Annotated in this window: 17 protein-coding genes; 15 read left to right on the plus strand and 2 right to left on the minus strand. The window is 70.6% G+C overall.

The genetic code is table 11. The features are described 5' to 3' along the window. Nucleotides 1-646: 646 nt before the first annotated feature. The 13 genes from ACFZBB_RS16425 (at nucleotide 647) to ACFZBB_RS16485 (ending at nucleotide 18,358) form a co-directional block, all read left to right on the plus strand. Complete coding sequence (locus ACFZBB_RS16425; protein ID WP_391122573.1) at nucleotides 647-2,005, plus strand: TrpB-like pyridoxal phosphate-dependent enzyme; 1,359 nt, start codon at nucleotides 647-649, stop codon at nucleotides 2,003-2,005. Then, nucleotides 2,002-3,606 carry an aldehyde dehydrogenase family protein gene (locus ACFZBB_RS16430; RefSeq protein WP_355344320.1) on the plus strand — a complete coding sequence of 535 codons (1,605 nt, stop codon included), beginning with the start codon at nucleotides 2,002-2,004 and terminating at the stop codon, nucleotides 3,604-3,606. The genes ACFZBB_RS16425 and ACFZBB_RS16430 overlap by 4 nt, the downstream gene beginning before the upstream one ends. Before the next feature lie 4 nt (nucleotides 3,607-3,610). Continuing rightward, entirely contained in the window at nucleotides 3,611-5,188 is a 1,578-nt protein-coding gene (locus tag ACFZBB_RS16435; protein WP_391122576.1) for an FAD-dependent monooxygenase, read from the plus strand. Between the two features lie 2 nt (nucleotides 5,189-5,190). After that, nucleotides 5,191-6,630, plus strand: a complete 1,440-nt coding sequence (locus ACFZBB_RS16440; protein WP_355344315.1) for an FAD-dependent oxidoreductase — start codon at nucleotides 5,191-5,193, stop codon at nucleotides 6,628-6,630. Continuing rightward, nucleotides 6,620-7,744 carry a hypothetical protein gene (locus tag ACFZBB_RS16445; protein WP_391122580.1) on the plus strand — a complete coding sequence of 375 codons (1,125 nt, stop codon included), beginning with the start codon at nucleotides 6,620-6,622 and terminating at the stop codon, nucleotides 7,742-7,744. The genes ACFZBB_RS16440 and ACFZBB_RS16445 overlap by 11 nt, the downstream gene beginning before the upstream one ends. Nucleotides 7,745-7,781: 37 nt before the next feature. Beyond that, nucleotides 7,782-8,156 (plus strand): hypothetical protein, encoded by a 375-nt coding sequence (locus ACFZBB_RS16450; protein WP_188281828.1) that lies wholly within the window; start codon nucleotides 7,782-7,784, stop codon nucleotides 8,154-8,156. Next, nucleotides 8,156-9,532, plus strand: coding sequence for an NAD(P)-binding domain-containing protein (locus tag ACFZBB_RS16455; protein ID WP_391122584.1), 1,377 nt, complete (start codon nucleotides 8,156-8,158; stop codon nucleotides 9,530-9,532). The genes ACFZBB_RS16450 and ACFZBB_RS16455 overlap by 1 nt, the downstream gene beginning before the upstream one ends. A gap of 5 nt (nucleotides 9,533-9,537) precedes the next feature. Further along, nucleotides 9,538-11,247, plus strand: coding sequence for an AMP-binding protein (locus tag ACFZBB_RS16460; protein ID WP_391122587.1), 1,710 nt, complete (start codon nucleotides 9,538-9,540; stop codon nucleotides 11,245-11,247). Nucleotides 11,248-11,319: 72 nt separating this feature from the next. Then, on the plus strand, nucleotides 11,320-12,759 hold the full coding sequence (locus tag ACFZBB_RS16465; protein WP_391044485.1) for an FAD-dependent oxidoreductase: 1,440 nt from the start codon (nucleotides 11,320-11,322) through the stop codon (nucleotides 12,757-12,759). Nucleotides 12,760-12,798: 39 nt separating this feature from the next. After that, on the plus strand, nucleotides 12,799-13,530 hold the full coding sequence (locus ACFZBB_RS16470) for a spheroidene monooxygenase (protein ID WP_391122590.1): 732 nt from the start codon (nucleotides 12,799-12,801) through the stop codon (nucleotides 13,528-13,530). 82 nt (nucleotides 13,531-13,612) lie between these two features. Beyond that, nucleotides 13,613-14,452, plus strand: coding sequence for an alpha/beta fold hydrolase (locus tag ACFZBB_RS16475; protein WP_391123200.1), 840 nt, complete (start codon nucleotides 13,613-13,615; stop codon nucleotides 14,450-14,452). 211 nt (nucleotides 14,453-14,663) lie between these two features. Then, the gene (locus ACFZBB_RS16480; protein ID WP_391122593.1) at nucleotides 14,664-16,886 is read left to right on the plus strand and encodes an FAD/NAD(P)-binding protein; all 2,223 of its coding nucleotides are present in this window, start codon (nucleotides 14,664-14,666) and stop codon (nucleotides 16,884-16,886) included. Then, nucleotides 16,883-18,358 carry a lyase family protein gene (locus ACFZBB_RS16485; protein WP_391122596.1) on the plus strand — a complete coding sequence of 492 codons (1,476 nt, stop codon included), beginning with the start codon at nucleotides 16,883-16,885 and terminating at the stop codon, nucleotides 18,356-18,358. The genes ACFZBB_RS16480 and ACFZBB_RS16485 overlap by 4 nt, the downstream gene beginning before the upstream one ends. 260 nt (nucleotides 18,359-18,618) lie before the next feature. Here the strand turns inward: ACFZBB_RS16485 and ACFZBB_RS16490 are convergent, their stop codons facing one another. Next, complete coding sequence (locus ACFZBB_RS16490; RefSeq protein WP_391122598.1) at nucleotides 18,619-19,158, minus strand: DinB family protein; 540 nt, start codon at nucleotides 19,156-19,158, stop codon at nucleotides 18,619-18,621. 53 nt (nucleotides 19,159-19,211) lie between these two features. Continuing rightward, nucleotides 19,212-19,892, minus strand: a complete 681-nt coding sequence (locus tag ACFZBB_RS16495) for a hypothetical protein (RefSeq protein WP_391122601.1) — start codon at nucleotides 19,890-19,892, stop codon at nucleotides 19,212-19,214. A 288-nt stretch (nucleotides 19,893-20,180) separates the two neighbouring features. On the opposite strand from ACFZBB_RS16495, the gene ACFZBB_RS16500 reads away from it, so the two are divergent. Next, entirely contained in the window at nucleotides 20,181-21,443 is a 1,263-nt protein-coding gene (locus ACFZBB_RS16500) for a HupE/UreJ family protein (RefSeq protein ID WP_391122604.1), read from the plus strand. A 120-nt stretch (nucleotides 21,444-21,563) separates the two neighbouring features. Continuing rightward, nucleotides 21,564-23,540, plus strand: a complete 1,977-nt coding sequence (locus ACFZBB_RS16505) for a fibronectin type III domain-containing protein (RefSeq protein ID WP_391122607.1) — start codon at nucleotides 21,564-21,566, stop codon at nucleotides 23,538-23,540. Nucleotides 23,541-23,564 lie beyond the last annotated feature (24 nt).

Raw genomic sequence — 23,564 nt, forward strand, 5'->3', positions numbered from 1 at the left:
GAAGCGGCCCGCCGCCACTGTCGTTGTCGCCGGGCTTCACAGGAATTCACTTTGACCGATCTGGTCAGTAATGCGACGGCGTCCCGGTGACCAGCCCATTTTGACTCCCGTAGGGAAAATGCGCTGGTCACCGGGATGAGTTCCGGTCATCGGGACGCGTTCCAGTATGGTATTGCCATCGGAACTGCCGGACGCTAGGCTGTCAAACAATTCCAGTACTGATACGGGGGTATGCGAGTGCTGGCACGAGAATATTCGAGGTCCGACACCTGGTCGGCCTCTCACGCACGGCTGATCGACCCCGCACCACCAGGCCGTACGGCCGGTGACGCCCGGACATCCCGTCCCTCCGTGCCTTCGGGCACGAATCCACGGGAACAGCAATCCGTGATCTCGCACAACTCGTGACTTCGGCTGGAGCCTGACGCGCCGCCGAGGCACTGAGTAACCGTTGTGCCGAGGCACGACTCCACCGCGCTTCACCGTTCCTCTCGCCGAGATTTTTCGCACCCAAAAGCCCAATGCCTGACTTTGTCATGCCGGAAATCAATTCCCCACGAGGGTGCCGGCCCGGTCAAGCATGCGCAGGTCCGTACGAGTGTCACTGCATTTCGTCAGCAACCACGCTCTTAAGGGGACGCAAGGTATGAAGCCGCTCGGCTTAATCGACCGTGTCGATCTTCCGGTCGATAAGATTCCCACCCGTTGGTACAACGTCATCCCGGATCTGCCCCGCTTGCCCGAGGAGTACATCGACAACTCCACCGGCAAGAAGGTCACGCGGGAGTGGCTGGAGCGGCTGTTCGTCAAGTCGATGGCCGCGCAGGAGACCTCGCTGGAGCGCTGGATCACGATCCCCGAGCCGGTACGCGAGGCGTACAAGCTCTGGCGGCCGACCCCGCTGATCCGCGCCATCGCGCTGGAGCGGGAGTTGGGCACTCCGGCCCAGATCTGGTTCAAGTACGAGGCCACCTCGCCCAGCGGCAGCCACAAGCTCAACTCCGCCCTGGCGCAGGCGTACTACGCCAAGCGCGACGGCCACACCCGGCTGGTCACCGACACCGGCGCCGGCCAGTGGGGCAGCGCCCTGGCCATCGCCTGCCAGATCTTCGGCCTCGACCTCACGGTCTTCATGGTGCGGGCGAGCTACCACACCAAGCCGTACCGCCGGAATCTGATGGAGACCTACGGCGCCGAGGTGCGGCCCAGCCCGGGCGACACCACGGACTACGGCCGCAAGCTCCTCGCGGAGTACCCCGACCACCCCGGCAGCGAGGCCACCGCGGTCAGCGAGGCGCTGGAGTGCGTCGACGCCGACGAGGGCACCCGCTTCGCGGTCGGCGCCTTCTCCAACCACTGCCTGCTGCACCACTCGGTGATCGGCCTGGAGCTGAAGGAACAGCTCAGGATGATCGGCCGGACCCCCGACTACCTGATCGCCTCGGTCGGTTGCGGGTCCAACCTCAGCGGCTTCGCCTCGCCCTTCGTCGAGGACAAGCTCAACGGCGCCGACATCACCATCCTGGCCGCCGAGCCGGAGGCGTGCGCGCCGCTGACCTACGGCGAGTACCGGCTGGACTTCGCCGACTCCAACGGCCGCGGCCCCGGTGTGCACACCTACACCCTCGGCCACGAGTTCGTGCCGCCGCCCATCCACGCGGGCGGCCTGCGCTACCACGGTTGCGCCCCGATCGTGGGTCTCATGCGGCACGAGGGGCTGCTCGACGCCGAGGCGTACGGGCAGGTGTCCGTCTTCGACGCGGGCACCACGTTCGCGAAGCTCCAGGGCTACCTCCCGGCCCCCGAGACCTCGCACGCCATCCGGGCCGTCATCGACAAGGCCCTGGAGTGCAAGCGGACCGGGCGCGAGGCCACCATCGTGTTCAACTACAGCGGCCACGGCCTGCTGGACCTGGGCGCGTACGGCCGGTACAACGAGGGCCTGCTGCGCGACGTCGAGAAGGAAGACTTCGTCGCCCCCAGCATGGAGGGCCTCCAGGCATGAGGTCCTACCCTCAGTACATCGACGGCAAGGACGTCGAGGGTGCTCGATGGACGTACGTCCTGCGCGCCTCGGCGTACCTGAAGGAGAACCGCCCGACGTTCAACCTCAAGCGGGCGCTGGAACTCGGGCGGCCCGTGGAGTCGACCGAGGCCGTGGTGGCCCGGTGCGCGGTGGGCGCCCCCGAGGACAACGACCGGGCGCTGGAAGCGGCCCGCAGGGCGAGCCGGACCTTCCGGCTCCTCCCGCAGGAGACCCGCAGTCAGATCGTCCTGGAGTTCAACGAGACGCTGGCCGAACGGTCAGAGGAACTCATCGACATCCTGATCGCCGAGGGGCACCCGCGCCGGCTCGCCCAGTGGGAAGTCAGCGGCATGCTGCGCTGCTGCGACGAGCCGACGGTCCGCTGGTACGAGAGCCAGCTCCACCAGGAGTTCGCGCCGCAGGGCCGCACGCTGGAACTGGTGCGCAAGCCCGACGGCGTGGTGTGCGTCAACCCCCCGCAGAACGCGGCGGGTTCGAACTCCACGCTGGGCGTGCTCGCCCTCCTGGCGGGCAACACGCTGGTGGTGAAGGCGCCGCGCACCACGCCGCTGAGCGTGATGTTCGTCTACCGCGACATCCTCGCGCCGATCCTGGAGAAGCACGGCGCCCCTCCTGGGACGCTCAACGTGATCTGCGGTCACACCGAGGCCGTGCTGCGGACCTGGCTCGCCAGTCCGCTGGTGGACGACATCCTGTTCTTCGGCGACAGCGCCGCGGGCCTCAAGCTCGGCGAGGACTGTCTGCGCAACGGCAAGAAGGCGATCCTCGAACTCGCGGGCAACGACGGCTTCGTGGTCTGGAAGGACGCGGATCTCGAAGCCGCCGCGCGGGCCCTGGAGGAGTCGTTCTACGGCTCCAGCCAGATCTGCATGGTGCCGAAGTACGCGATCGTGCACCCCGAGGTCGCCGACCGCTTCCTCGAGGTGTTCGTGGAGCGCGCCAAGGCCATCGTGCCCGGCTACCCGGAGAACCCGGAGATCCTGCTCAGCCCGGTACTGAAGGTCGACGGCTTCTTCGACTTCCTGTCCGAGGCCGAGACCAAGGGTGCGTCCGTGCTCTGCGGCGGCACGCGCGTGGACGTCGACGGCGAGACATCGAGCACCGGGATGTTCTGCCTGCCGACGGTGGTCAGGGTCGACGGACTCACCGAGTCGCGGGACCTGTCCTGCGTACGCGAGGAGACCTTCTTCCCGCTGCTGCCGGTCGTGGTGCCCGAGGCGACCACGGACGACGACGCGCTGCTGGAAGACATCATCGACTTCCTCAACGCCAACAAGTACGGGCTGCGCAACTCGGTGTGGACCGGCGACGAGCAGACCGCTCACCGGTTCGCCGACGGCGTGACCAACGGCGGCCTGCTGAAGGTCAACGACTCGCACATCGGGTTCAACTCCATCCTCTCCACCCACGGTGGCAACGGCCTCACCGGCGGACCGTACGGAGAGCTGAACTACGCGGGACTGCGCACCACGCACCTCCAGGGCATTTCGTGGGGTGACGGTGATCCGCGTCCGCTGGACTCGCAGATCGTCCCGGCCGGCGAAAGGGCGCGGAGCTAAGACCATGACGACCAAGGGCCTGGCCGGGAGCGAAATCCGGCGAAACCGTACGGACGCCGAGCACTTCGACGTCATCATCGTGGGCGCCCGCTGTGCCGGGTCGCCGCTCGCCACGCTGCTCTCGCGCGCGGGCCTGAAGGTCGTCGTGGTCGAGCAGGCGACGTTCCCCCGTGAGGTGCTCTCCTCGCACCTCATGGAGGCCGACGGACTCCTGTTCCTCAAACGCCTCGGTGTGCTCGACTCCGTCGAGAAGACCGGTGTGCGTTTCATGCGCCGCGCCGACACCAAGCTCAACGACTTCCACGTCGTCTCGCAGTTCCCGCTGCGCTTCGACGACGTGGGCGGCGCGACCTTCCTGCGTCGGCACCTGCTCGACTCGATCCTCCACGAGGCCGCGGTCGAGGCCGGCGCCGACGTCAGGATGGGCACCAAGGTCGTCGAAATGATCTGGGAGCGCGGCCGGGTGGCCGGTGTGCGCGCCCAGCACGACGGCAAGGAGACGGTGCTGCGCGCGCCGCTCGTCGTGGGCGCGGACGGCCGCAACTCGACGGTCGCGTACATGGTCGGCTCGCGCAAATACAACGTTGTACCCAACGAACGCTCCTACTACTTCACCTTCTTCGAGGGCGCCCACCCGTCCTCCGACGACACCTTCGTCTTCCACCGCTGGGGCGACCGGATGGTGTGGGCGGGCCCCGCGGACAACGGCCTGTACCTGGTCGGCGTCTCACCCGAGGGACACGAACGCGAGTACTTCCGGCGCAACACCGAAGCGGGTCTGCTGGCCCACATGCGGTCCTGCGAACCGACCGCGGAGGCGCTGGCCGACGCGAAGATCGCCACCAAGATCTCCGGGATCGTCAAATTCGAGGGCTACTTCCGGCAGTCCTCGGGACCCGGCTGGGTGCTGGTCGGCGACGCGGGCCACTTCAAGGACCCCTCCGCCGGCCGCGGCATCGGCGACGCCTTCCGCCAGGTGGAGCGCCTCGCGCCCGCCATCGTCGCCGCCCTCGGCCGCTCGGGCCCCGGTGTGTCGGCGCTCGGCCAGGACGAGACGCTGCGGCAGTGGACGCAGTGGCGCGACCGCCGCTTCGAGGGCCACTACTGGCTCGCGAACATCCTCGGCGAGGCGGGCGCGCTGCCCGCCGCCGTCCCCGAGGCGCTCAAGGGCATGGCCGAGCGCGGCGAGATCGGCCGCTTCCTCGACCTCTACCACCACCGCTCGAAGTACTACGAGGTCTTCCCGCTGACCGACATGGCCGTGATCACCGGACGGATGATGCTGTCCGGCAAGCACAAGCGGCTGCCGTTGGTGCGGGAGACCGTCAAGCTGCTGGCCCGCGAGCCGCGCCGCCGGTGGATCAACCGCCACCCGCAGTTGGTGTCCTCCGACGTCACCGCGGCCCCGCCGGTACGCGTACGGCCCGTCCCGGCCGCCGCCGCCGACCCGCTCCCGGCCCCGGCCCCGCAGAACGGCTCCAACGGCTCCACCGGCGCGAACGGGACCAACGGCTCCTCCGGCGACAACGGCTCCAACGGCTCCGTAGTGAAAGACGCCGATCAGAAGAACGCGGAGGTCTGAACGTGCTGCATGTGACAGACGAGCCCAGCGCGGAAGCCGATGTCATCGTCGTCGGCGCGGGCCTGGCGGGACTGACGGCGACCCGCGAGCTGAAAGAGGCCGGGTGGACCGTCAAGACGCTCGAAGCGCGCGAGCGCGTCGGCGGACGGCTCAAGGGCCTCGACGTGGGCGGCGGCAAGGCGGTCGACCTGGGCGGCGAGTACTTCGGCGACAAGAGCACGATGATCGCCGAGACCGCCAAGTCCGTCGGCGTGACCGGCTTTCGCAGCTACGACGAGGGCGAACGCCTCACCTTCGTCAACGGCCGCCGCCACGCGTACTCCGGCCTCTTCCCCTGGCGGATGGGCCCGGCCGCCATCGCCGATCTCGGCCAGGCGATCCTGAAGATCGAGCGCATGGCGCGCACGGTCCCGCCCGACGGCCCGTGGAACGCGCCGAACGCCGAGAAGCTGGACAGCCAGACCCTCTGGTCGTGGATGCAGCGCAACGTCACCACCTCCACCGCGCGGGCCTTCATCACCATGATGATCGAGGCCGCCTTCTGCGCCCGCCCGGCCGACCTGTCGCTGATGCACGTGCTCTACTACGCCAACGCCTCGGGCGGCTTCCGCTACCTGCTGGAGGTCAGCGGCGGCATCCAGCGCTACCGCTTCGACGGCGGCGCGCACAGCATCCCGAAGAAGATGGCCGCGCGGATGCCCGACGAGGTACGCGTCGGCGCCGCCGTCCGCACCATCGAGCAGCGCTCCGACTCCGTCGTGGTCTCGGGCCCCGGCTTCGAGTACCGCGGCCGGTGGGTCGTCGTCGCCATCCCGGTCACGCTCGCCGGACGCATCACGTACGCTCCCTCGCTGCCCGGCTACCGCGACCAGTTCGCGCAGCGGATGCCCGCGGGCGCCGCCATGAAGTGCCTGGCGGTCTACGACGAGCCGTTCTGGCGCGCCGCCGGGCTCAGCGGCCAGATCACCAGCAGCGACGGCCCGTTCCGGGTCGCCTTCGACACCTCGCCCGCCGACGGCAGCCCCGGCGTGATGTCGGCCTTCGTCACCGGCTCCGCCGCCCGCGCGCTGACCCGCCTGTCGCCGTCCGAGCGGCGTACCGCCGTACTCGACGGACTGGTCGCAGGGCTCGGCGCGAAGGCGGGCAAGCCCCGTGAATTCGTCGAACAGAACTGGCTGGACGAGGAGTTCACCCGCGGCTGCTACCACGGCTTCGGTCCGCCCGGACTGTACACGGCGTACGGCAAGGCGCTGCGCGAGCCGATCGGCCGGATCCACTGGGCGGGCACCGAGAGCGGTGTCCACCAGATGGGTTCGATGGGCGGCGCCGTCGACTCCGGCCGCCGGGTGGCCCGCGAGCTGTTCGCGCGGGCGGCCGAGGAACGCGGCGAGGAGCGCAAGCCGGACACCACGATCAGCGGCGCGGTGAGCCATGGCCAGTAGACCCAGACGCGCCGCCGCCCGGCCGCCGCTGCTCATCGTGGGCGGTTACGGAGTGGTGGGCGAGCACGCGGCGCGGCTGATCCGGCAGCGCCACCCCGACCTGCCGATCGTGCTGGCGGGCCGCAACCCCGAACGGGCGACGGCGCTGGCCGCGCGGATCGGCGCGAGCACCGCCGTCATCGACGTACGCGCCGAACGCCCGCTGGGGGCGCTGCCCGAGCGGCCCGCGGCCGTCCTCGCCGTCGTCAGCGATCCCGGCGACCACCTCATCGTGGACGCCATGCGCCGGGACATCCCGATCGCGGACATCAACCGCGCGGGCCACGCCGGGATTCTCGACGTCACCGTCGCGGTCTCGCGTGAACGGCCCACGTCCCCGGTGCTGTTGTCGGGCGCCTGGTACGCCGGGCTCAACGCGCTGATGGCCGCCGCGGCCGTCCGCGAACTCGGCCAGGCCGAGCGGGTGGAGATCGCGGTGCTGTCCTCGTCCGACGACAAGGTCGGTCCCGACTCCTGGGGCTTCGCCGAACGGCTGGCCTGGCCGTACTACGCGATGCGCGACGGCAGGCGGCAGCCCACGCACCCGCTGACCGGCCGCCGCCTGGTGCGCTGCGCCGACGGCAACGAGCGGCCCGCCGCGTATGTGAGCACCCTGGAGCAGACCACCGTGCCGCTCACCCTCGGCGTGCCGACGGTCGAGACCCGGATCGCGCTCCAGAGCGTGCCGTCGCTGTACGCGATGATCGGGCTGAAGCGGTCGGGCGCGCTGCGGGCGCTGACCAAGCCGCCGCTGCACGGGGTGCGGGCGGCGCTCTTCCAGAGCGCGGGCACCGGCGACTTCTGCGGGCTCACCGTCACCGCGCACAGCGCGAACCGCTCGGTCTCCATCGACCTGCTCGACACCCGCGGCCAGGGCCACCTCAGCGCGATGGGCGCCGTCCGCGCGGCCGAACGCGTGCTGAGCCGGGACCTGCCGGCCGGGATCTCGTTCCCCGAGCAGTCCGCGGAACCCGAGACGGACATCGAGATGTTGCGGCAGGCCGGAGTCGTCGTCCGGCTCACCGGCTTCGCCAAGGAATTCCCACCGACACCGGCTCCCAGTGCCACGACGTGATGTCGATGGCCGAGGCGCGAGAGGAACTCGCATCACTATGAACAAGAGCGATACGCCGGCTGTTCTGCTCAGCACCCTGCGTACGGTCGGCGCGGCGGCGTTCCTGGCGCCCGCCATCGGGGCGAAGAAGCTGCACATCAACGAGGACGCCGACGGCGAGTACCTGGTCCGGCTGTTCGCCGCCCGCAACATCGCCCTGATCGTGGGCGTCCTGGCCAGCAGGGGCGAGACCCGCAGGCTGCTGCTCAAGGCCGGCATCCTCTGCGACGGCCTCGACGTCGCGGCCGGCATCCTCGGCCACCGCAAGGGCCGGCTGAAGAAGTCCACCGTGGTCGACACCAGCGCCGCGGCCACCGCGACCCTGCTCGGCCTGCTGGCCCTGGCGAGCACCGAGCGCGCGGGGGAGTCCTGATGACCACCACGCACGAGTCGGCGGCCGATGCCGCGTCCGCGCCCGAGGACCGCAGGGACAAGGTCTGCGTCATCGGCGCGGGCTCCGCGGGCATCGCGATGTGCCGCTCGCTGAAGATCCGCGACATCGCCTTCGACGCCTACGAGCGGCGCTCGGAACTCGGCGGCCTGTGGCGGTATCCCGCGCAGGGCGGCAAGAGCTGCGCGTACCCGGCGCTGTTCGCCAACACCTCCAAGACCGTCATGCAGTTCCCGAGCTTCCCGATGCCGGACGACTACCCGGACTACCCCCACCACACCCAGGTGGCGCGGTACTTCGACTCCTACGTCGACCACTACGGGCTGCGCGAGCACATCCAACTGGACACCGAGGTCAGCCGGGTCGAGCAGGCGGCGGGCGGCGGCTGGGCGGTGACCTTCGGCGACGGCACGACGCATCTGTACCGCGCGGTGATGGTCGCCTCCGGCGGGCGGCACGGGCTGCCGCTCTTCGGCTCGTACGAGGGCAAGTTCACCGGCACCGAGATGCACTCCTACGACTACGAGGGTCCGGCGGACCTCGCGGGCAAGAAGGTCGTGATCATCGGCCTGGGCGCCACCTCCGCCGACATCGCCACCGAGGTGTCCCGGGTCGCGGAGGCCACGTACCTGTCGGTGCGCACCGGCCACTACGTCGTCCCGAAGATCCTCGAAGGCGGCCCGATCGACAAGCTGTCGCCGATGATGAAGAAGCTCTCGGTCGAACAGCGGCGTCCGCTGGTGACGTTGATGATCAAGCTGGTGCACGGCCACATGTCGGCGTACGGGCTGCCCGACCCGCCGTACAAGGTCGGGCAGGGGCCGCTGGTCGCCAGCAGCGAGCTGCTGCCCGCCATCGCGCACGGCAGGATCACCGCCAAGCCGGTGATCGACACGGTCGACGGCCGTACCGTCCGCTTCTCGGACGGCACCGAGACCGAGGCCGACGTGATCATCCACTGCACCGGTTACAAGATCGACTACCCCTTCCTCGACGACACGCTCGTCGGCGACGGCGACGACGCGCCCGCGCTCTACCACCAGGTGGTGCCGCCGGAGACCGAGGGCCTGTACTTCATCGGCCTGCTGCACTCGATGATGTCGCTGATGCCGCTGGCCGAGTTCCAGTCGGAGTGGGTCGGCGACCTGCTGACCGAGACCGTCAGCCTCCCCTCGCGCGCGCAGATGTGGTCGGAGCTGAGGAACGCCCGCCGCCGCCAGGACAAGAGGTTCCACGACTCGTCCGGCCATCTGCTGGTCGACCCCAACGAATACGAACGGCTCATGGCGGACGAGCGCCGCAAGTACGCAACCACCGATCGCACGGGTGTCGGCACGGCAACCCGCAGGAAGGGATGAGTCGTATGGGTTCGATCGCTGGCGACCGGACACGGTCCAAGATCCCGCTCTCCGCCCGGCGTCTGGACGCGGCCAAGATACTCAAGGCCCAGTTCAAGCCCGACCGGGTCGCCCTGGTCAAGCCGCTCAACGTCGGCCTGGTCGCCGAGCGCGCGGCCGAGAAGCACGGCCGGGTGCCGATCTACCTCGACCAGCCGTTCACCTGGGACCCCGAGCAGCGCGTCGAACTCGACTTCGTCGAATTCGCCACCCTGGTCGACCAGATGGCCGCCGTCCTGAAGTCCGCGGGCGTCAAGCGCTGGGACCGGGTCGCGATCGTCAAGTCGCCCAACTACGACATCCAGGCGTTGGCTTGGGCGGCCGCCAGGATCGGCGCGATCCCCGCGCTGCTGTCGGCCCGCCTGGACCCGGACATCATCAACATCCTGCTGGAGCGCCTCCAGGCGAAATTCCTGGTCACCGACCCCGAGGTCGCCAAGTACGCCCGGCTGGACGGCGAGCGGCTGCGGCACCTGGGCATGACCGCCATCGCCGACATCGAGGGCGGCATACCGGTGGCGGACCTGTGGGGCGGCCGGATTCCGGCGCCGAGTCCGCTCAAGGACGACGAGCCGATGCTGATCACCCACACGTCGAGCACCACCGGGGTGTCCAAGCTCGCCGAGGCGTCCGCCAAGGGCGTGTCCTACAACGCCCTGATGGAGTCGATCTTCCCCGGCTTCCACACCCCCGACGAGCTGTTCGCCAGCGCCATCTCGCACGTCCATGTGCGGGCCGCCATCACGCAGATGGCGTCCTTCTCGCGCGGCACCCCGCTGCTGGGCATCGCCAGGCCCGACGAGGAGACGATGCTGCGGCTGCTGCCCCAGTACCGGCCCACGATCCTGGAGTCGCACCCCAACAACTTCATGGGCTGGGAGCGGATCATCGACGATCCGTCGGAGCCGTTCTCCAGCATCCGGCTGTACTTCAACTCCTTCGACGCGATGCACCCGCGCACCATCCAGGCGCTGCTGGACGCGTCCAAGCGCAAGTACCCGGTCTGGCTCCAGTGCTACGGCATGACCGAGACGCAGGTGGTGTCGGTCCGCCCGTACACCCGTGGCTCGTTCGGCCGGCTCAAGGGCCGCGACACCCGCAGCGTCGGCTGGGAGGTGCCCGGCATCCGGGCCAGGATCGCCGACCCGGAGACCGGCAAGCGCCGCTCCGACCAGTCGGATCCGGGCATGATCCAGGTCAAGACCCCGGCCCGCGCACTGTCGTTCGTGGGTACGCCGGAGAAGTTCGCCGAGCGGCGGCACGGCAAGTGGTTCGACACCGGCGACTGGGGGCGGCGCGGCCGGCTCGGGCAGATCGAGATCCTGGACCGCATCGCGGACCGGATCGAGGGCGTCGAGAGCTGCCTGTGGATCGAGGACGTGCTGCTGGAGCGGATTCCCAACGCCGAGGAGATCGTGGTCGTCCCCGACGAGCAGGGCAAGCCGGTCCCGGTGGTCTGCATGCGCGACGGGAAGTCCCTCGACCCCGAGGTCTGGAAGTCCGCCTCCGCCGGGATCACCGGCCTGGGCGTCCCGTTGGAGGTCACGCCCGACGACCTCCAGCGCACCGCGACCGTCAAGGCCCGGCGCTACCTCCTCACCGAGATGATCAAGAACCGCGACAACGGCGGTCTGGAGTCGGTCAGCCAGGACGTGGTGCTGCGCGACGGCGCGTAACCACGGTTCACGTCACGGCCGGTGTACGGCGGAACCCAGCGCGGATCGACCCCCGAACTGTAGGAGAGGGCATTGCACGACATCAGCGAGTACCCATCGATAGAAGCCGATGTGATCGTCGTCGGTGCGGGTTTTGCCGGGATCACGGCCGCGCGCGAACTGAAGATGGCCGGGAAGAGCGTGGCGCTGCTCGAAGCCCGTTCCCGCCTCGGCGGCCGGTCGCTGAGCAAGCCCCTCGGGGACGGCAAGGTCGCCGAACTGGGCTGTGAGTTCTACGGCCAGGCCGGGACGATCAGCCACCGGGCCGCCCAGTCCGTCGGCATCAAGACCGCGAAGGTCTACGACACCGGCTACCGGCTGATCGACGACGGCGGCAAGATGCAGCCCTGGAAGGGCATGGCGCCCAAGGTCAGCGCGGCCACGCTGCTGGACTTCGGGCAGGCGGCGCTGCGCATCGAGCGGATGCGCCGCGAAGTACCGCAGGACGCCCCCTGGGAGGCCCCGCACGCCACCCAGTGGGACAGCGAGACCATGTGGTCCTGGACGCAGCGCAATGTCCGCACCAAGGGCGGCCGCGCCCTGATGCGGCTGATGATCGAGGCGGGCATGGCCGCCGCACCGGCCGACGTCTCCCTGCTGCACGTCCTCAACTACTCCAACGGCACCGGCGGGTTCAGGGCCATGACCCAGATCACCGGCGGCACCCTGGAGAACCGCTTCGTCGGCGGCTCGCACAACCTCGCGACGACCCTGGCGAAGACCGTCGACGACGAGACGTACCTCAACGCCGAGGTCCGCAGCATCCAGCACTCCGGTGAGCACGTCCGGGTGCGCGGCGCCGGATTCGAGGCGGTCGGCCGCTGGGTCGTGATGGCCGTGCCCGTGCCGCTGGCCGGGCGGATCGAGTACGACCCGCCGCTGCCCGAGCACCGCGACCACGTCAGCCAGCGCATGACGATGGGCGCCGCCATCAAGTACCTGGCCCTGTACGACGAGCCTTTCTGGCGCGCCGAGGGCTTCACCGGGCATGTGATCAGCCACTCCAGCCCGGTACGCGCCACGGTCGACAGTTGCCCGCCCGACGGCACGCCCGGCGTCCTCACCGGCTTCGTCACCGGGCCGCCCGCCCGGCAGGTCGCCAAGCTGCCCGCGGGGGAGCGACGCGCCCTGGTCCTGCGGGAGTTGGAGCGCTTCTTCGGGCCGCGCGCGGGCAAGCCGTACGACCTGCTGGAGCAGAACTGGATGGCGGAGCCGTACACCCGCGGCTGCTACCACGCCTACGCCCCGCCCGGTCTGTACACCGAGTACGGTCCCGCGCTCAAGCAGCCGGTCGGCCGGATCCACTGGGCCGGAGCGGAGTCCGTGCCCCACGAGTTCGGGTCGATGTCCGGGGCGATCTACTCCGGCCGCCGCGTCGCCACCGAGATCATCGGGCGCGAGACCGGCGAGGACCCCGGGCGGCTGCTGGTGACCCAGAAGACCGCCGTGCCCGTCGAAGAGCCCACGCGATGAGATCCGGAAGCGACCACGCCACGAAAGGCGACTGCCAGCGTGCCTGAGAACCTGGAAACACCCCGCATCGGCTCGGGCATGATCATGTCCCTGCACCTTGCCGAGGTCGGCCCCGCCAAGGCCATGAGCGCCCTGCGCAACGGGCCCAAGCCCGAGGCGCACGAGGGTCTGCACTGGGCGAGCCCCTTCCTGATGAGCCCGCTGCGCTCGCAGAGCGCGATGTTCGACGTCAAGCCCACCGGCGCCGCGATGATCGCCGCGTGGGACAACGACGAGGCGCTCGACCGCTTCCTGTCGCACCGGGTCGCCAAGCCGTACGAGAACGGCTGGCGGGCCCGGTTCGAGCCGGTCCGCACCCTCGGCGCCTGGCCCGGCCTGCTGGAGCTGCCGCGCCGCGAGATACCCGTGGACGATCACCCCATCGGGGTGCTCACCCTGGCCCGCGTACGCCTCAACCGGGTGGTGCCGTTCGTCGCCGCCGCCTCGCACGCCGAGCGCGACGCCGCCCAGCACCCCGCCTTCCTCGAAGGCACCTCGCTGATCAGGCCGCCCAATCAGGTGGCGACCTTCTCGCTCTGGCGCAGCGTCAAGGAAATGCGCCAGTACACCGTCGGTTCCTACCCCGGCGGCCACGTCAGGGCGATGAAGAAGCACGAGGAACGCGATTTCCACCACGAAACGCTCTTCGTGCGGCTCAGGCCGTACGCGGTCGACGGACATTGGAGCGGGCGCAATCCGCTCGATATGCTCAAGCCGCTGACCACCAACTGAGACCAATGCGGGGAGTGCTGACGGAGCATCCGTCGAATAGACCCCGCCACGGCGAGCCGACAGACGGGTTTGACGTATGACCATGGAACAGATCGAACTCTCGGCCGGGACGATCGACTACCAGGACACCGGCGGGGACGGGCCGGTGCTCGTCCTGCTGCACGGCCTCCTGATGGACGAGACCCTCTGGGCGGACGTGGTCGCCGATCTGCGCGCCGACCACCGGTGCGTGGTGCCGGTGCTGCCGCTGGGCGCCCACACCAAGCCGGTCAAGGAGGACGCCGACCTTTCGCCGCGCGGACTCGCCCGGCTGGTCGGGGAATTCCTCGAACGGCTGGATCTGGACAATGTCACCCTGGTCGGCAATGACACCGGCGGCGCCGTCGTGCAATTGCTCGTGGACGAAGGCGCGCCGCGCGTCGGCTCAATTGTGCTGGCGTCCTGCGACGCATTCGACAACTTTCCGCCGGGGCTGACCGGCAAGACCGTCGTGATGACCGGCAAGTTGTCGCCCACCTTCTTCGGCCTTTTCATGCAGCAGATGCGGCTGAAGCTGGTACGGCGCCAGCCGATCGCCTTCGGCTGGCTCACCAAGCGGGGCGACGCCGTCAGCAAGAACTGGATCAAGCCGATCCTCGCCCAGGCCGACGTGCGGCGCGACACGGTGCGGGTGCTCCGCGGTATCGCCGCCGACAAGAAGCTGCTGGTCGGCGTGAGCGAGGGGCTCTCCTCCTTCGACCGGCCCGCGCTGGTGGTGTGGGCCGAGAAGGACCGCGTCATGCCGCCCGCGCACGGCCGCCGGCTCGCCGAGATCCTGCCGCAGGGAAGCCTCGTCGAGATCGCCGACAGCTACTCGCTCCTCCCGCTCGACCAGCCCACCCAATTCGCCACCGCGGTACGGGAGTTCACCCGCAAGAGCTGATCCTCCCCATGCCGTGACGCCCCGACGACGGCGGTTCGGGGCACGTCCCCGAGCCGCCCGTACGCCTTGTCCTGCCCGAAAACACCCGCCCACAAGGTTCCCTCTAGCCTCCGCCTCCCCTCATGGCAACCGCCCGCGCCGGTCACCACCGGCGTGTCGCGCCCGCACCCGTGCCCGGTCGGGGGACCAGGCCACCGGATGGAGAAGACCCATGAGCATTGCGGCGGACCTCGCCGTCTGCCTCGTCGGCGCCGGCCCGCGTGGCCTGTCCGTACTGGAGCGGCTCTGCGCCCACGAGCGCAAGTCGCCCTCCTGCTCCTCGCTGACGGTCCACGTGGTGGACCCCGCCGAGCCGGGGGCAGGAAGCGTCTGGCGCACCGACCAGTCGCGGCATCTGCTGATGAACACCGTCGCCTCCCAGATCACCGTCTTCACCGACGACCGGGTGACTATCGACGGCCCCATCGAGCCTGGCCCGAGCCTGTACGAGTGGGCGAAGGGCCTGCTGGGGCCGGGGGACGGCGCCCCGGGGGCCGGGGCGCCGGACGGTGCCGTACCGGGGAGCCGCGTGCCCGACGCGCACGACCCGGAGGACCTGGCCGAGGCCCGGCGACTCGACCCCGACTCGTACCCCACCCGCGCCTTCTACGGCCGCTACCTGCGCTCCTGCTTCCTGCGGATCACCGGCAACGCGCCCGCGCACGTCACCGTCGAGGAACACCGCTCGCGCGCGGTGGCCGTCGCCGACGCCATGGGCGACCCGGACGGGCCGCAGAGCATCCGGCTGGACAACGGCGCGTGGCTGCACGGCCTGGACGCGGTGGTCCTCGCCCAGGGCCATGTCGCCGCGCGCCCGACCCCGCGCGAGGAGCGGACCGCGACGCTGGCCGGGATCCACCGGCTGACGTACATCACCCCCGCCAACCCGGCGGACGTCGACCTGTCCCGGATCGCTCCCGGCGAGACGGTGCTGCTCAGGGGCCTCGGCCTGAACTTCTTCGACCACATGACGCTGCTCACCGCGGGCCGCGGCGGCACCTTCCGCAGGGAGGGCGACCGGCTGGTCTATCTGCCCTCCGGGCGCGAGCCGTCGCTGTACGCGACCTCCCGGCGCGGGGTCCCGTACCACGCGCGCGGCGAGAACCAGAAGGGCGCCTACGGCCGTTACCACCCGCGGCTGCTCACCCCCGCCTACATCGCGGCCTCCCGCGACCGGGCGACCGGCGGCCCTGGCCTCCACTTTCGGACCCATCTGTGGCCGCTGATCTCCAAGGAGGTCCAGAGCGTCTACTACCAGGCGCTGCTGCACGCCCAGGACCGCGCGGCGGAGGGCGCGGAGCTGGGCGTGCGCTTCCTGGAGACGGCCGGTGCGCGCGAGGAGACCGAACTCCTCGACAAGTACGGCGTCGAGCCGGAGGAGCGCTGGAGCTGGGAGCGGCTGCTGACGCCCTACCTGGGACGGCGGTTCGCCGACCGGGAGGAGTTCAGGGTCTGGCTGCTCGGGTACTTGGCGCGCGACGTGCGCGAGGCCAGGGCGGGCAATGTCAGCGGCCCGCTGAAGGCCGCGCTCGACGTGCTGCGCGATCTGCGCAACGAGGTGCGGCTGGCCGTGGACCACGGCGGACTCGACGGCACGTCACACCGGGACGAGCTGGAGGGGTGGTACACCCCGATGAACGCCTTCCTGTCCATCGGGCCGCCCGCCTCCCGCATCGAGGAGATGATCGCGCTGATCGAGGCGCGGGTGCTGGTGGTCACGGGGCCCGGCACCGAAGTGCGCCTCGACCCGGCCAGGCCCGCCTTCGTCGCCTCGTCGCATGTCGTGCCGGGGCCGCCGGTCGTGGCCTCCGCGCTGATCGAGGCGCGGCTGCCGGAGCCGGACCTGCGCCGGACCGCGGAGCCGCTGCTGAACTATCTGATGGCGACCGAGCAGTGCGCGCCGTACCGCATCCCGACCGGCTCGGGCGGCGGATACGAGTCCGGCGGCCTCGCCGTCACCGAGCGCCCCTACCGGCTGCTCGACCCGCGCGGGCAGGCGCATCCGCGCCGCTTCGCCTACGGTGTGCCGACCGAGTCCGTGCACTGGGTCACGGCGGCGGGCATCAGGCCCGGCGTCGACTCGGTGACGCTCGGCGACTCGGAGTCCATCGCGTGCGCGCTGCTCGCGCTGGCGGCGGGCGGCCGGGGCGCCGGTGACCAGGAGCCGCGGGGCGCGGTCCCCGCGGCCAGGCGGGCCGGGTCCGGGTCCGGGGCTTCGGGCAGCGGGATTTCCGGGAGCGGGGTCTCGGGCAACGGGGCCGCAGGCAACGGGACTTCCGACGAGGGGGCCACGGGTGCCGGTTCCGGCGTCGGCGCTTCCGCCGCTGTCGCCGAGGCTTCGGGCGCGGACCCCGCCGTACTGGCCGAGACCCACACCTTCGGAGTGATCGTATGAGCAGCCGGCCCAGTGAGCAGGACACCCTCATCGACGCCGGGCTGCTCTCGCCGGTCCGGGCGGGCACCCCGGTCGAGGCGGCGGTGTCCGACATCGCCTGGCTCCAGGCGATGCTGGACGCCGAATCCGCGCTGGCCCGCGCGCAGGCCAGGCTCGGCACGCTGCCGAAGTCGGCGGCCACGGCCATCGCGGCGGCGGCGTACACCGACCTGATGGACCTGCGCGCGCTGGCGCTCGCCTCCCGCGAGACCGCCAACCCGGTGGTCGGCCTGGTCCAGGCGCTGACCCGGGTGGTCGCCGAACACGACCCGGCGGCGGCCGAGTACGTCCACCGCGGCTCGACCAGCCAGGACGTCCTCGACACCGGGATGATGCTGGTCGCCGCGCGGGCGCTGCGGCTGATCCGCGGCGACCTCGCGCGGGTCGAGCGCGCGCTGGCCGCGCTCGCCGCCGAGCACCGCGACACCCCGATGGCGGGCCGCACCCTCGCGCTGCACGCCGTGCCGACCACCTTCGGCCTCAAGGCGGCGGGCTGGCGGCAGGGCGTACTCGACGCGGACGCCCGGCTGGCCGCGCTGCTCGACCACGGGCTGCCGGTCTCGCTCGGCGGCGCCGCGGGCACGCTGGCCGGATACCTCGCGTACGCGCGGGTCGACGGGTACGGCGCCGGGGCCGTGGAGACCGCCGCCGGTACGGGAGTTGACGACGGCGGGCAGACCGGTGACCCGGGGGAGTACCTGGACGAGCTGGTCGCGGCCTTCGCCGACGAGACCGGCCTCGCCAGGCCCGTACTGCCCTGGCACGCGCTGCGTACGCCCGTCGCGGACCTGGCGGCGGCGCTCGCGCTCACCGCGGGCGTCCTCGGCAAGATCGCGGTCGACGTGCAGTCGCTGGCCAGGACCGAGGTCGCGGAGGTGGCGGAGCCGGGCGTCGCGGGGCGCGGCGCCTCGTCGGCGATGCCGCACAAGCGCAATCCGGTGCTGTCCACGCTGATCCGCAGCGCGGCGCTCCAAGTCCCGGTGCTGGCAGCTGGTCTGACGCAGTGTCTGGTGGCGGAGGACGAGCGCTCGGCCGGGGCCTGGCACGCCGAGTGGCAGTTCCTGCGCGAGTGCCTGCGGCTGGTCGGCGGGGCCTCGCACACCGCGGCGGAACTGGCCGAGGGGCTCGCCGTCCACCCGGTCCGTATGCGCGCCAACCTGGACATGACGGGCAGTCAGGTCGTCTCCGAGCGGATCGTGGCCGTCCTCACCCCGCACCTCGGCAAGGCCGCCGCCCGCGCGTTGCTCACCGCGGCCTCCACGGAAGCCGCCGACTCCGGCCGCCCGCTCGCCGACGTCCTCGCCCAATCCCCTGACCTGGCGGGCCACTTCGGCCCGGACGAGCTGGCCGCCCTGTGCGACCCGACCGCGTACTCGGGCGCGGCGGGCGCCCTGGTCGACCGCGCGCTGCGCGAGGACGGGGCGAGGCCGTAGCGGGGACCGCGCCGGTCGCGGGCGTGGCGGGGCGTCCGGTGCCCGTCTTCGCGGGGGAGTGCGCCCCGCCGTGGCCCGGCATGACGGGCCGTCCGGCGCCCGTCGTCGCGGGGGAGTGCGCCCCGCCGTGCCCTGGCGTGACGGGCCGTCAGGCAACCGTTCCCGCAGCCGAACGCCCCCGCCGGTCGCCGTGGTGACGTGGCGTCAGGCATCCGCCCTCGTGGCGCCCCCACAACTCGCCGCCGCGCGGGGCGCGCCCGCTACTCCCCGGTGAGGCCGTCCACCGACTCGCGGATCAGGTCCGCGTGGCCGACGTGCCGCGCGTACTCCTCGACCATGTGGAAGAGGATCCAGCGAAGGCTGGGCGCCCGGCCCGCGGCGTCCGCGCGCCGCGAGAGCGTGTCGAGCCCGCCCTCGGCCAGCGCCGCGGCGGTCAGTTCACGCGAGCGCGCGACGCAGTCCTCCCAGAGCGTACGGATCTGCTCGGGGGTGTCGTCCGCGGCCGAGTGCCAGTCCCAGTCGGCGTCCGCCGACCAGTCGACCGTGTCCCACGGCGCCTCCGGCGACCGCCCGGCCAGCCACTGCGAGAACCACCACTGCTCCACGTACGCCAGGTGCTTGAGCATGCCGCCGAGCGTCATGGTGGAGGTGGGAAGGGCCGCCGCGAGCCCGGCCGCGTCGAGTCCCGCGCACTTCCACGCCAGCGTCGCCCGCTGGAAGTCGAGGAAGCCCAGCAGTGTCTCGGTCTCCCCGCCCGTCTCGGGGGGAAGCGGCCGGCCCTGCTCGTCGATGTCGGTCATGAGCAGGGAGTATAGGAGCCGCCCGCGGTTCCGGGCGGTCGCCGCGGCTGCGCCTACACCTTGTCGAGCCAGATCACGATCCCGGTCAGGTCGCTGAGCACGGCCGCGACCCCCGCCCTGATCGAGGCCGCGCAGCGCGCGGCGGTGAACGAACCGGCGTCGTACGTCGAGGACATGCCGAGCCCTTCGCCGCGGAAGGACGCGCCGGACCAGTCGACGGCGGTGACATTGTGCGTCGGCTCGGCCAACTCCGCGCCCACGACGAGGAATTGCTGCGACAGGTGGTTCGCGGTGACCGGCACGAGCGGGTCGATCAGGTCGTTCCCCGCGCTGACGATGAGGTCCGCGTGCATGTCGAGCGCCCTGGTGACGCTCGGCAGCAGGTCGGCCGCACTGTCCGCGACGACGGTCCTGAGCTTGACGTGCTCCTCGTCGGCCCACTTCTTGACCGCGTCGACCAGCGACCGCGTCGGCCGGTCGGTGCCCGCGCTGAGCAGCACCACGCGGTAGCCCTTCGGCGGGTGGACGCCCTCCCACGAGCCGGGCGCCGGGGTGACGGTCGACTCGGGCGCGGGCGGCGACACGCTGTCCACGAAGCGCGGGCCGAGCGTGCCGACGGGCGAGGGTTTGGCGCGCGGCCGCGACCAGTCGTCATCTGAGCCGCAGCCGGCGGTTCCGAGGGCCAGCGCGGTGACCGCCGCCAGCATGGCAACGGCCCGAAGCGGGGGGCGCACGTCGATCGTCCTCCGAGATGAGTGGTGAGCGGTGAGCGCTGAGCGATAGGTGCTGAGCGCTGAGCGATAAGGGGTGAGCGAGGTGCCGAGGGCTTGCTGTGAACGGTGTGACGAGAGAACGCCCTGGTGAGAGCCGTGGGCGGGTGCCGCGGGTCCATCCTGCGACGCCGATCGCCTCCGTGGGGAACCCCGAACGCCTTTGCGGACCTTGTTGGCCCAGGGTTCGCCGACCCGCCGGTTTCAGTTCACCCGTGACGTGCAGCGTGCTCCTCCTACCCAAGGAGTCCCATGTCAGAGCGGGTCCGTCGCGCCGTCATCTGCATCGCCGCGGCGCTGATCGGTTTCCTCGGCGCCGTCCAACCGGCGTTCGCCCACGGCTTCTCGTCCACCGCGTACGTCCATGTGACGGCGGCGGACGAAGGCCATGTCCGTACTTCTCTCAAGCTTGAATACGACCTTTTTGTCATATCCGCTGCCGATGCCGAACATGACGACGACCTCTTCCGTACCGGCAACGGCGCCTTCGACGCCGGTGACACCACAGCGCAGGGCGCGGCCCTCAACGCCCACAAGAAGTCGGCCGTCGCCTATGTCACCCAGCGCTTCTCGGTCACCGCCGCGGGCAGGGCGTGTACGCCGGAGCAGATCGGCGACTTCACGATGGACCGGCAGGAGGGCGTGCCGTACACCGTCCTGCTGCTGGACTGGGACTGCCAGGAGCTGGCCGGTGACCACCGGGTCCGCAGCGGTCTGTTCCCCGACAGCGAGACGTACGTCCGCGGTACGAAGACGATCGTCACGTACGACCTGGACGGCCGCTCCGGCAGTGCGGCGCTCGACGCGGCGCACCCGTCCTTCTCGATCGACCAGCCCTGGTACGCCTGGTTCTGGGAGTTCTTCCGGCTGGGCGCCGAGCACCTGCTGACCGGCACCGACCACATCCTGTTCCTGCTGGCGCTGATCGCCGGGTCGCGGCGGCTGCGCGAGATCGTGCTCGCCGCCACCAGCTTCACGCTCGCGCACTCGGTGACCTTCATGCTCGCCGCGCTGGGGGCGGTCGACGTGCCGTCGCGGCTGGTCGAGCCGGTCATCGCGCTGTCGATCGCGGTGGTCGCGGGCTGGCACCTGTGGCGGATACGGCAGCGCGGCAGCCACGCCTCCGACCTGGATCTGGGCGCTTCGGACGTGGGCGCCTCCGGCTCAGGACCCGGCTCCGGCGGGCGCGGCTTCCTGCGCGACCACCTCGCCCTCGACCGGGCGGGCTGGCTGCGGCTCGCGGTGGTCTTCTGCTTCGGTCTCGTCCACGGCCTCGGCTTCGCGGGCGCTCTCGGCATCGACCAGGCGTGGTCCTGGACGCTGCTCGGCTCCCTCCTGGTCTTCAACGTCGGCATCGAGGTCGTGCAGTTGTCGATCATCGCCGTCGTCTTCCCGCTGCTGGCCCTGCTGCGCCGCCGTTCGCCGACCGCCGGGCTCTGGGTGACCGGCACCGTTTCCGCAGGTGTAGCGCTTATGGGACTCGTGTGGTTCCTGCAACGGGTGGGCGGTGGCTGAGCCTTCAACTGAGGTGAAGTTCAGGTCAGGCGAAGATCGCATTTGCCGCCTGTTTACCAACCGATGGGAGCTTGATGACCTCAGCTCCATGCAGTTCCGTCCAAAAAGGAACAAACACAGATGAGATCGATCAGATCGGTACGGACCCACGGGTCCGTACGACGCCGCGTGGTCACCGGTGCCACCGCGGTCACCATGGGTCTGGCGCTCGCCGTCGGCGCGGGACTCACCTCCCCCGCCGTGGCCGCCGACCCCGCCGCCCTCACCAGCATCATCCTCGGTGTCGGCGCGAACGAGACGCAGCGCACGGTGACCTGGTACTCCTCGGCCGACACGGCCCAGGTCATCCAGGCCGCCCCGACCGCGACCCTGGTCAACGGTGAATTCCCGGCGGACGCCGCCACGTTCGACGCCATCGGCGGGGCGAACATCGCCACCAGCGGCGGCTTCAACCGGCACGCCACCATCACCGGCCTGAAGGAGAACACGGCGTACTCCTACCGTGTCGGCTCCGTGGGCAACTGGTCGCAGACCTACGCCTTCAAGACGCAGGACTTCGAGGGCGACTACGACTTCCTGTTCTACGGCGACCCGCAGATCGGCTCCTCCGGCAACCTCGCCAAGGACCAGGCGGGCTGGAAGGACACGCTCGACGTCTCGCTGGCCGCCAACCCGAACGCCGAACTGCTGGTGTCCGGCGGCGACCAGGTCGAGACCGCGAACACCGAGTCGCAGTGGGACTCCTTCCTGGCCCCCGACAAGCTCCGTCAGTACCCGTGGGCCGCGACCATCGGCAACCACGACGTCGGCGGCAAGGCGTACGAGCAGCACCTGTACACCCCGAACACCGACCGCTCGGCGCCGTACTACGCCAACGGCAACCCGGGCTCGAACACCTCGGGCGGTGACTACTGGTACATCTACAAGGACGTGCTGTTCATCGACCTGAACAGCAACAGCTACGCCGCCTCCTCGGGCGGCGGCGGTGACGAGGCGCACGTCAAGTACGTCACCGACATCATCAACAAGCACGGCTCCGAGGCCAAGTGGAAGGTGCTCACGTACCACCACGCGATCTACTCCCCGGCCAGCCACGCCAAGGACTCGGACAACAAGCAGCGCCGTACCGACTTCACCACCGCCTTCTCGCAGCTCGGCGTGGACGTCGTCCTCCAGGGCCACGACCACAGCTACTCCCGCAGCTACCTGATCAAGAACGGTCAGAAGGCGGACGCGGCCGAGCAGCCCGGCCAGGCGGACGTGTACCCCGGTCCCGGCGGTGTGCTCTACGTGACGGCCAACTCGGCGTCCGGCTCGAAGTACTACGACATCACCAAGCCGGACAGCAGCGGCACCGGTGTCACGGGCCAGGGTCCCGACCCGCTGAACCCGGACAGCTACTGGTACAACTCGGTGCAGAACCAGGAGCACGTGCGCTCCTACGTCAAGGTCCAGGTGCGCAACGACAAGCTCGTCGTCGAGAACCTGCGCAGCGGCACCTGCACCGCGCCCAACGCGGCGGTCGAGCTGGGCCAGGTCTCCTGCGTCAACACCCCCGAGGGCCAGCCGATCGGCTCGGTCGTCGACAAGGTGACGGTGCACCCGTACCACGGCGCCGGCCAGGACCTGGCGGTCAAGGTGCCCACCGCGCCCCCCGGCGAGTTCGGCTGGACCATCGACGGCTACAACGGCCTGGTGGACCTCGGTACCGCCAAGGACCACGACGGTGACTACTTCGACGCGGCGGGCACGATCAACCCGATCGTCGTGACGGACAGCCGCCGCTCGCTCGCTCCCTGGTCGATCTCGGCCAGCGTGGGCGACTTCACGGACGGCGCCAAGAAGTTCTCCGGCGCGTACCTCGGCTGGACGCCGAAGATCCTCGCCCCCGGCGCGGGTGCCAAGGCCGGCGGCACGGTCAACTCCGGTTACGACGGCGGCTCCGGCCTGTCCGTCTCGCGCGGCCTCGGCTGGGCGGACCAGGGTCACACCAAGGGCACGGCCAAGCTCGGCGCCGACCTGGATCTGAAGATCCCGGGCAGCGTCGCCAAGGGCGACTACCGCGCGACTCTCACGATCACCGCGCTCAGTAGCTGATCCCGCCCGCTTGACCGCTCCACC

This window comes from Streptomyces sp. NPDC008139 (assembly GCF_042957025.1).
Classification (GTDB): Bacteria; Actinomycetota; Actinomycetes; order Streptomycetales; family Streptomycetaceae; genus Actinacidiphila.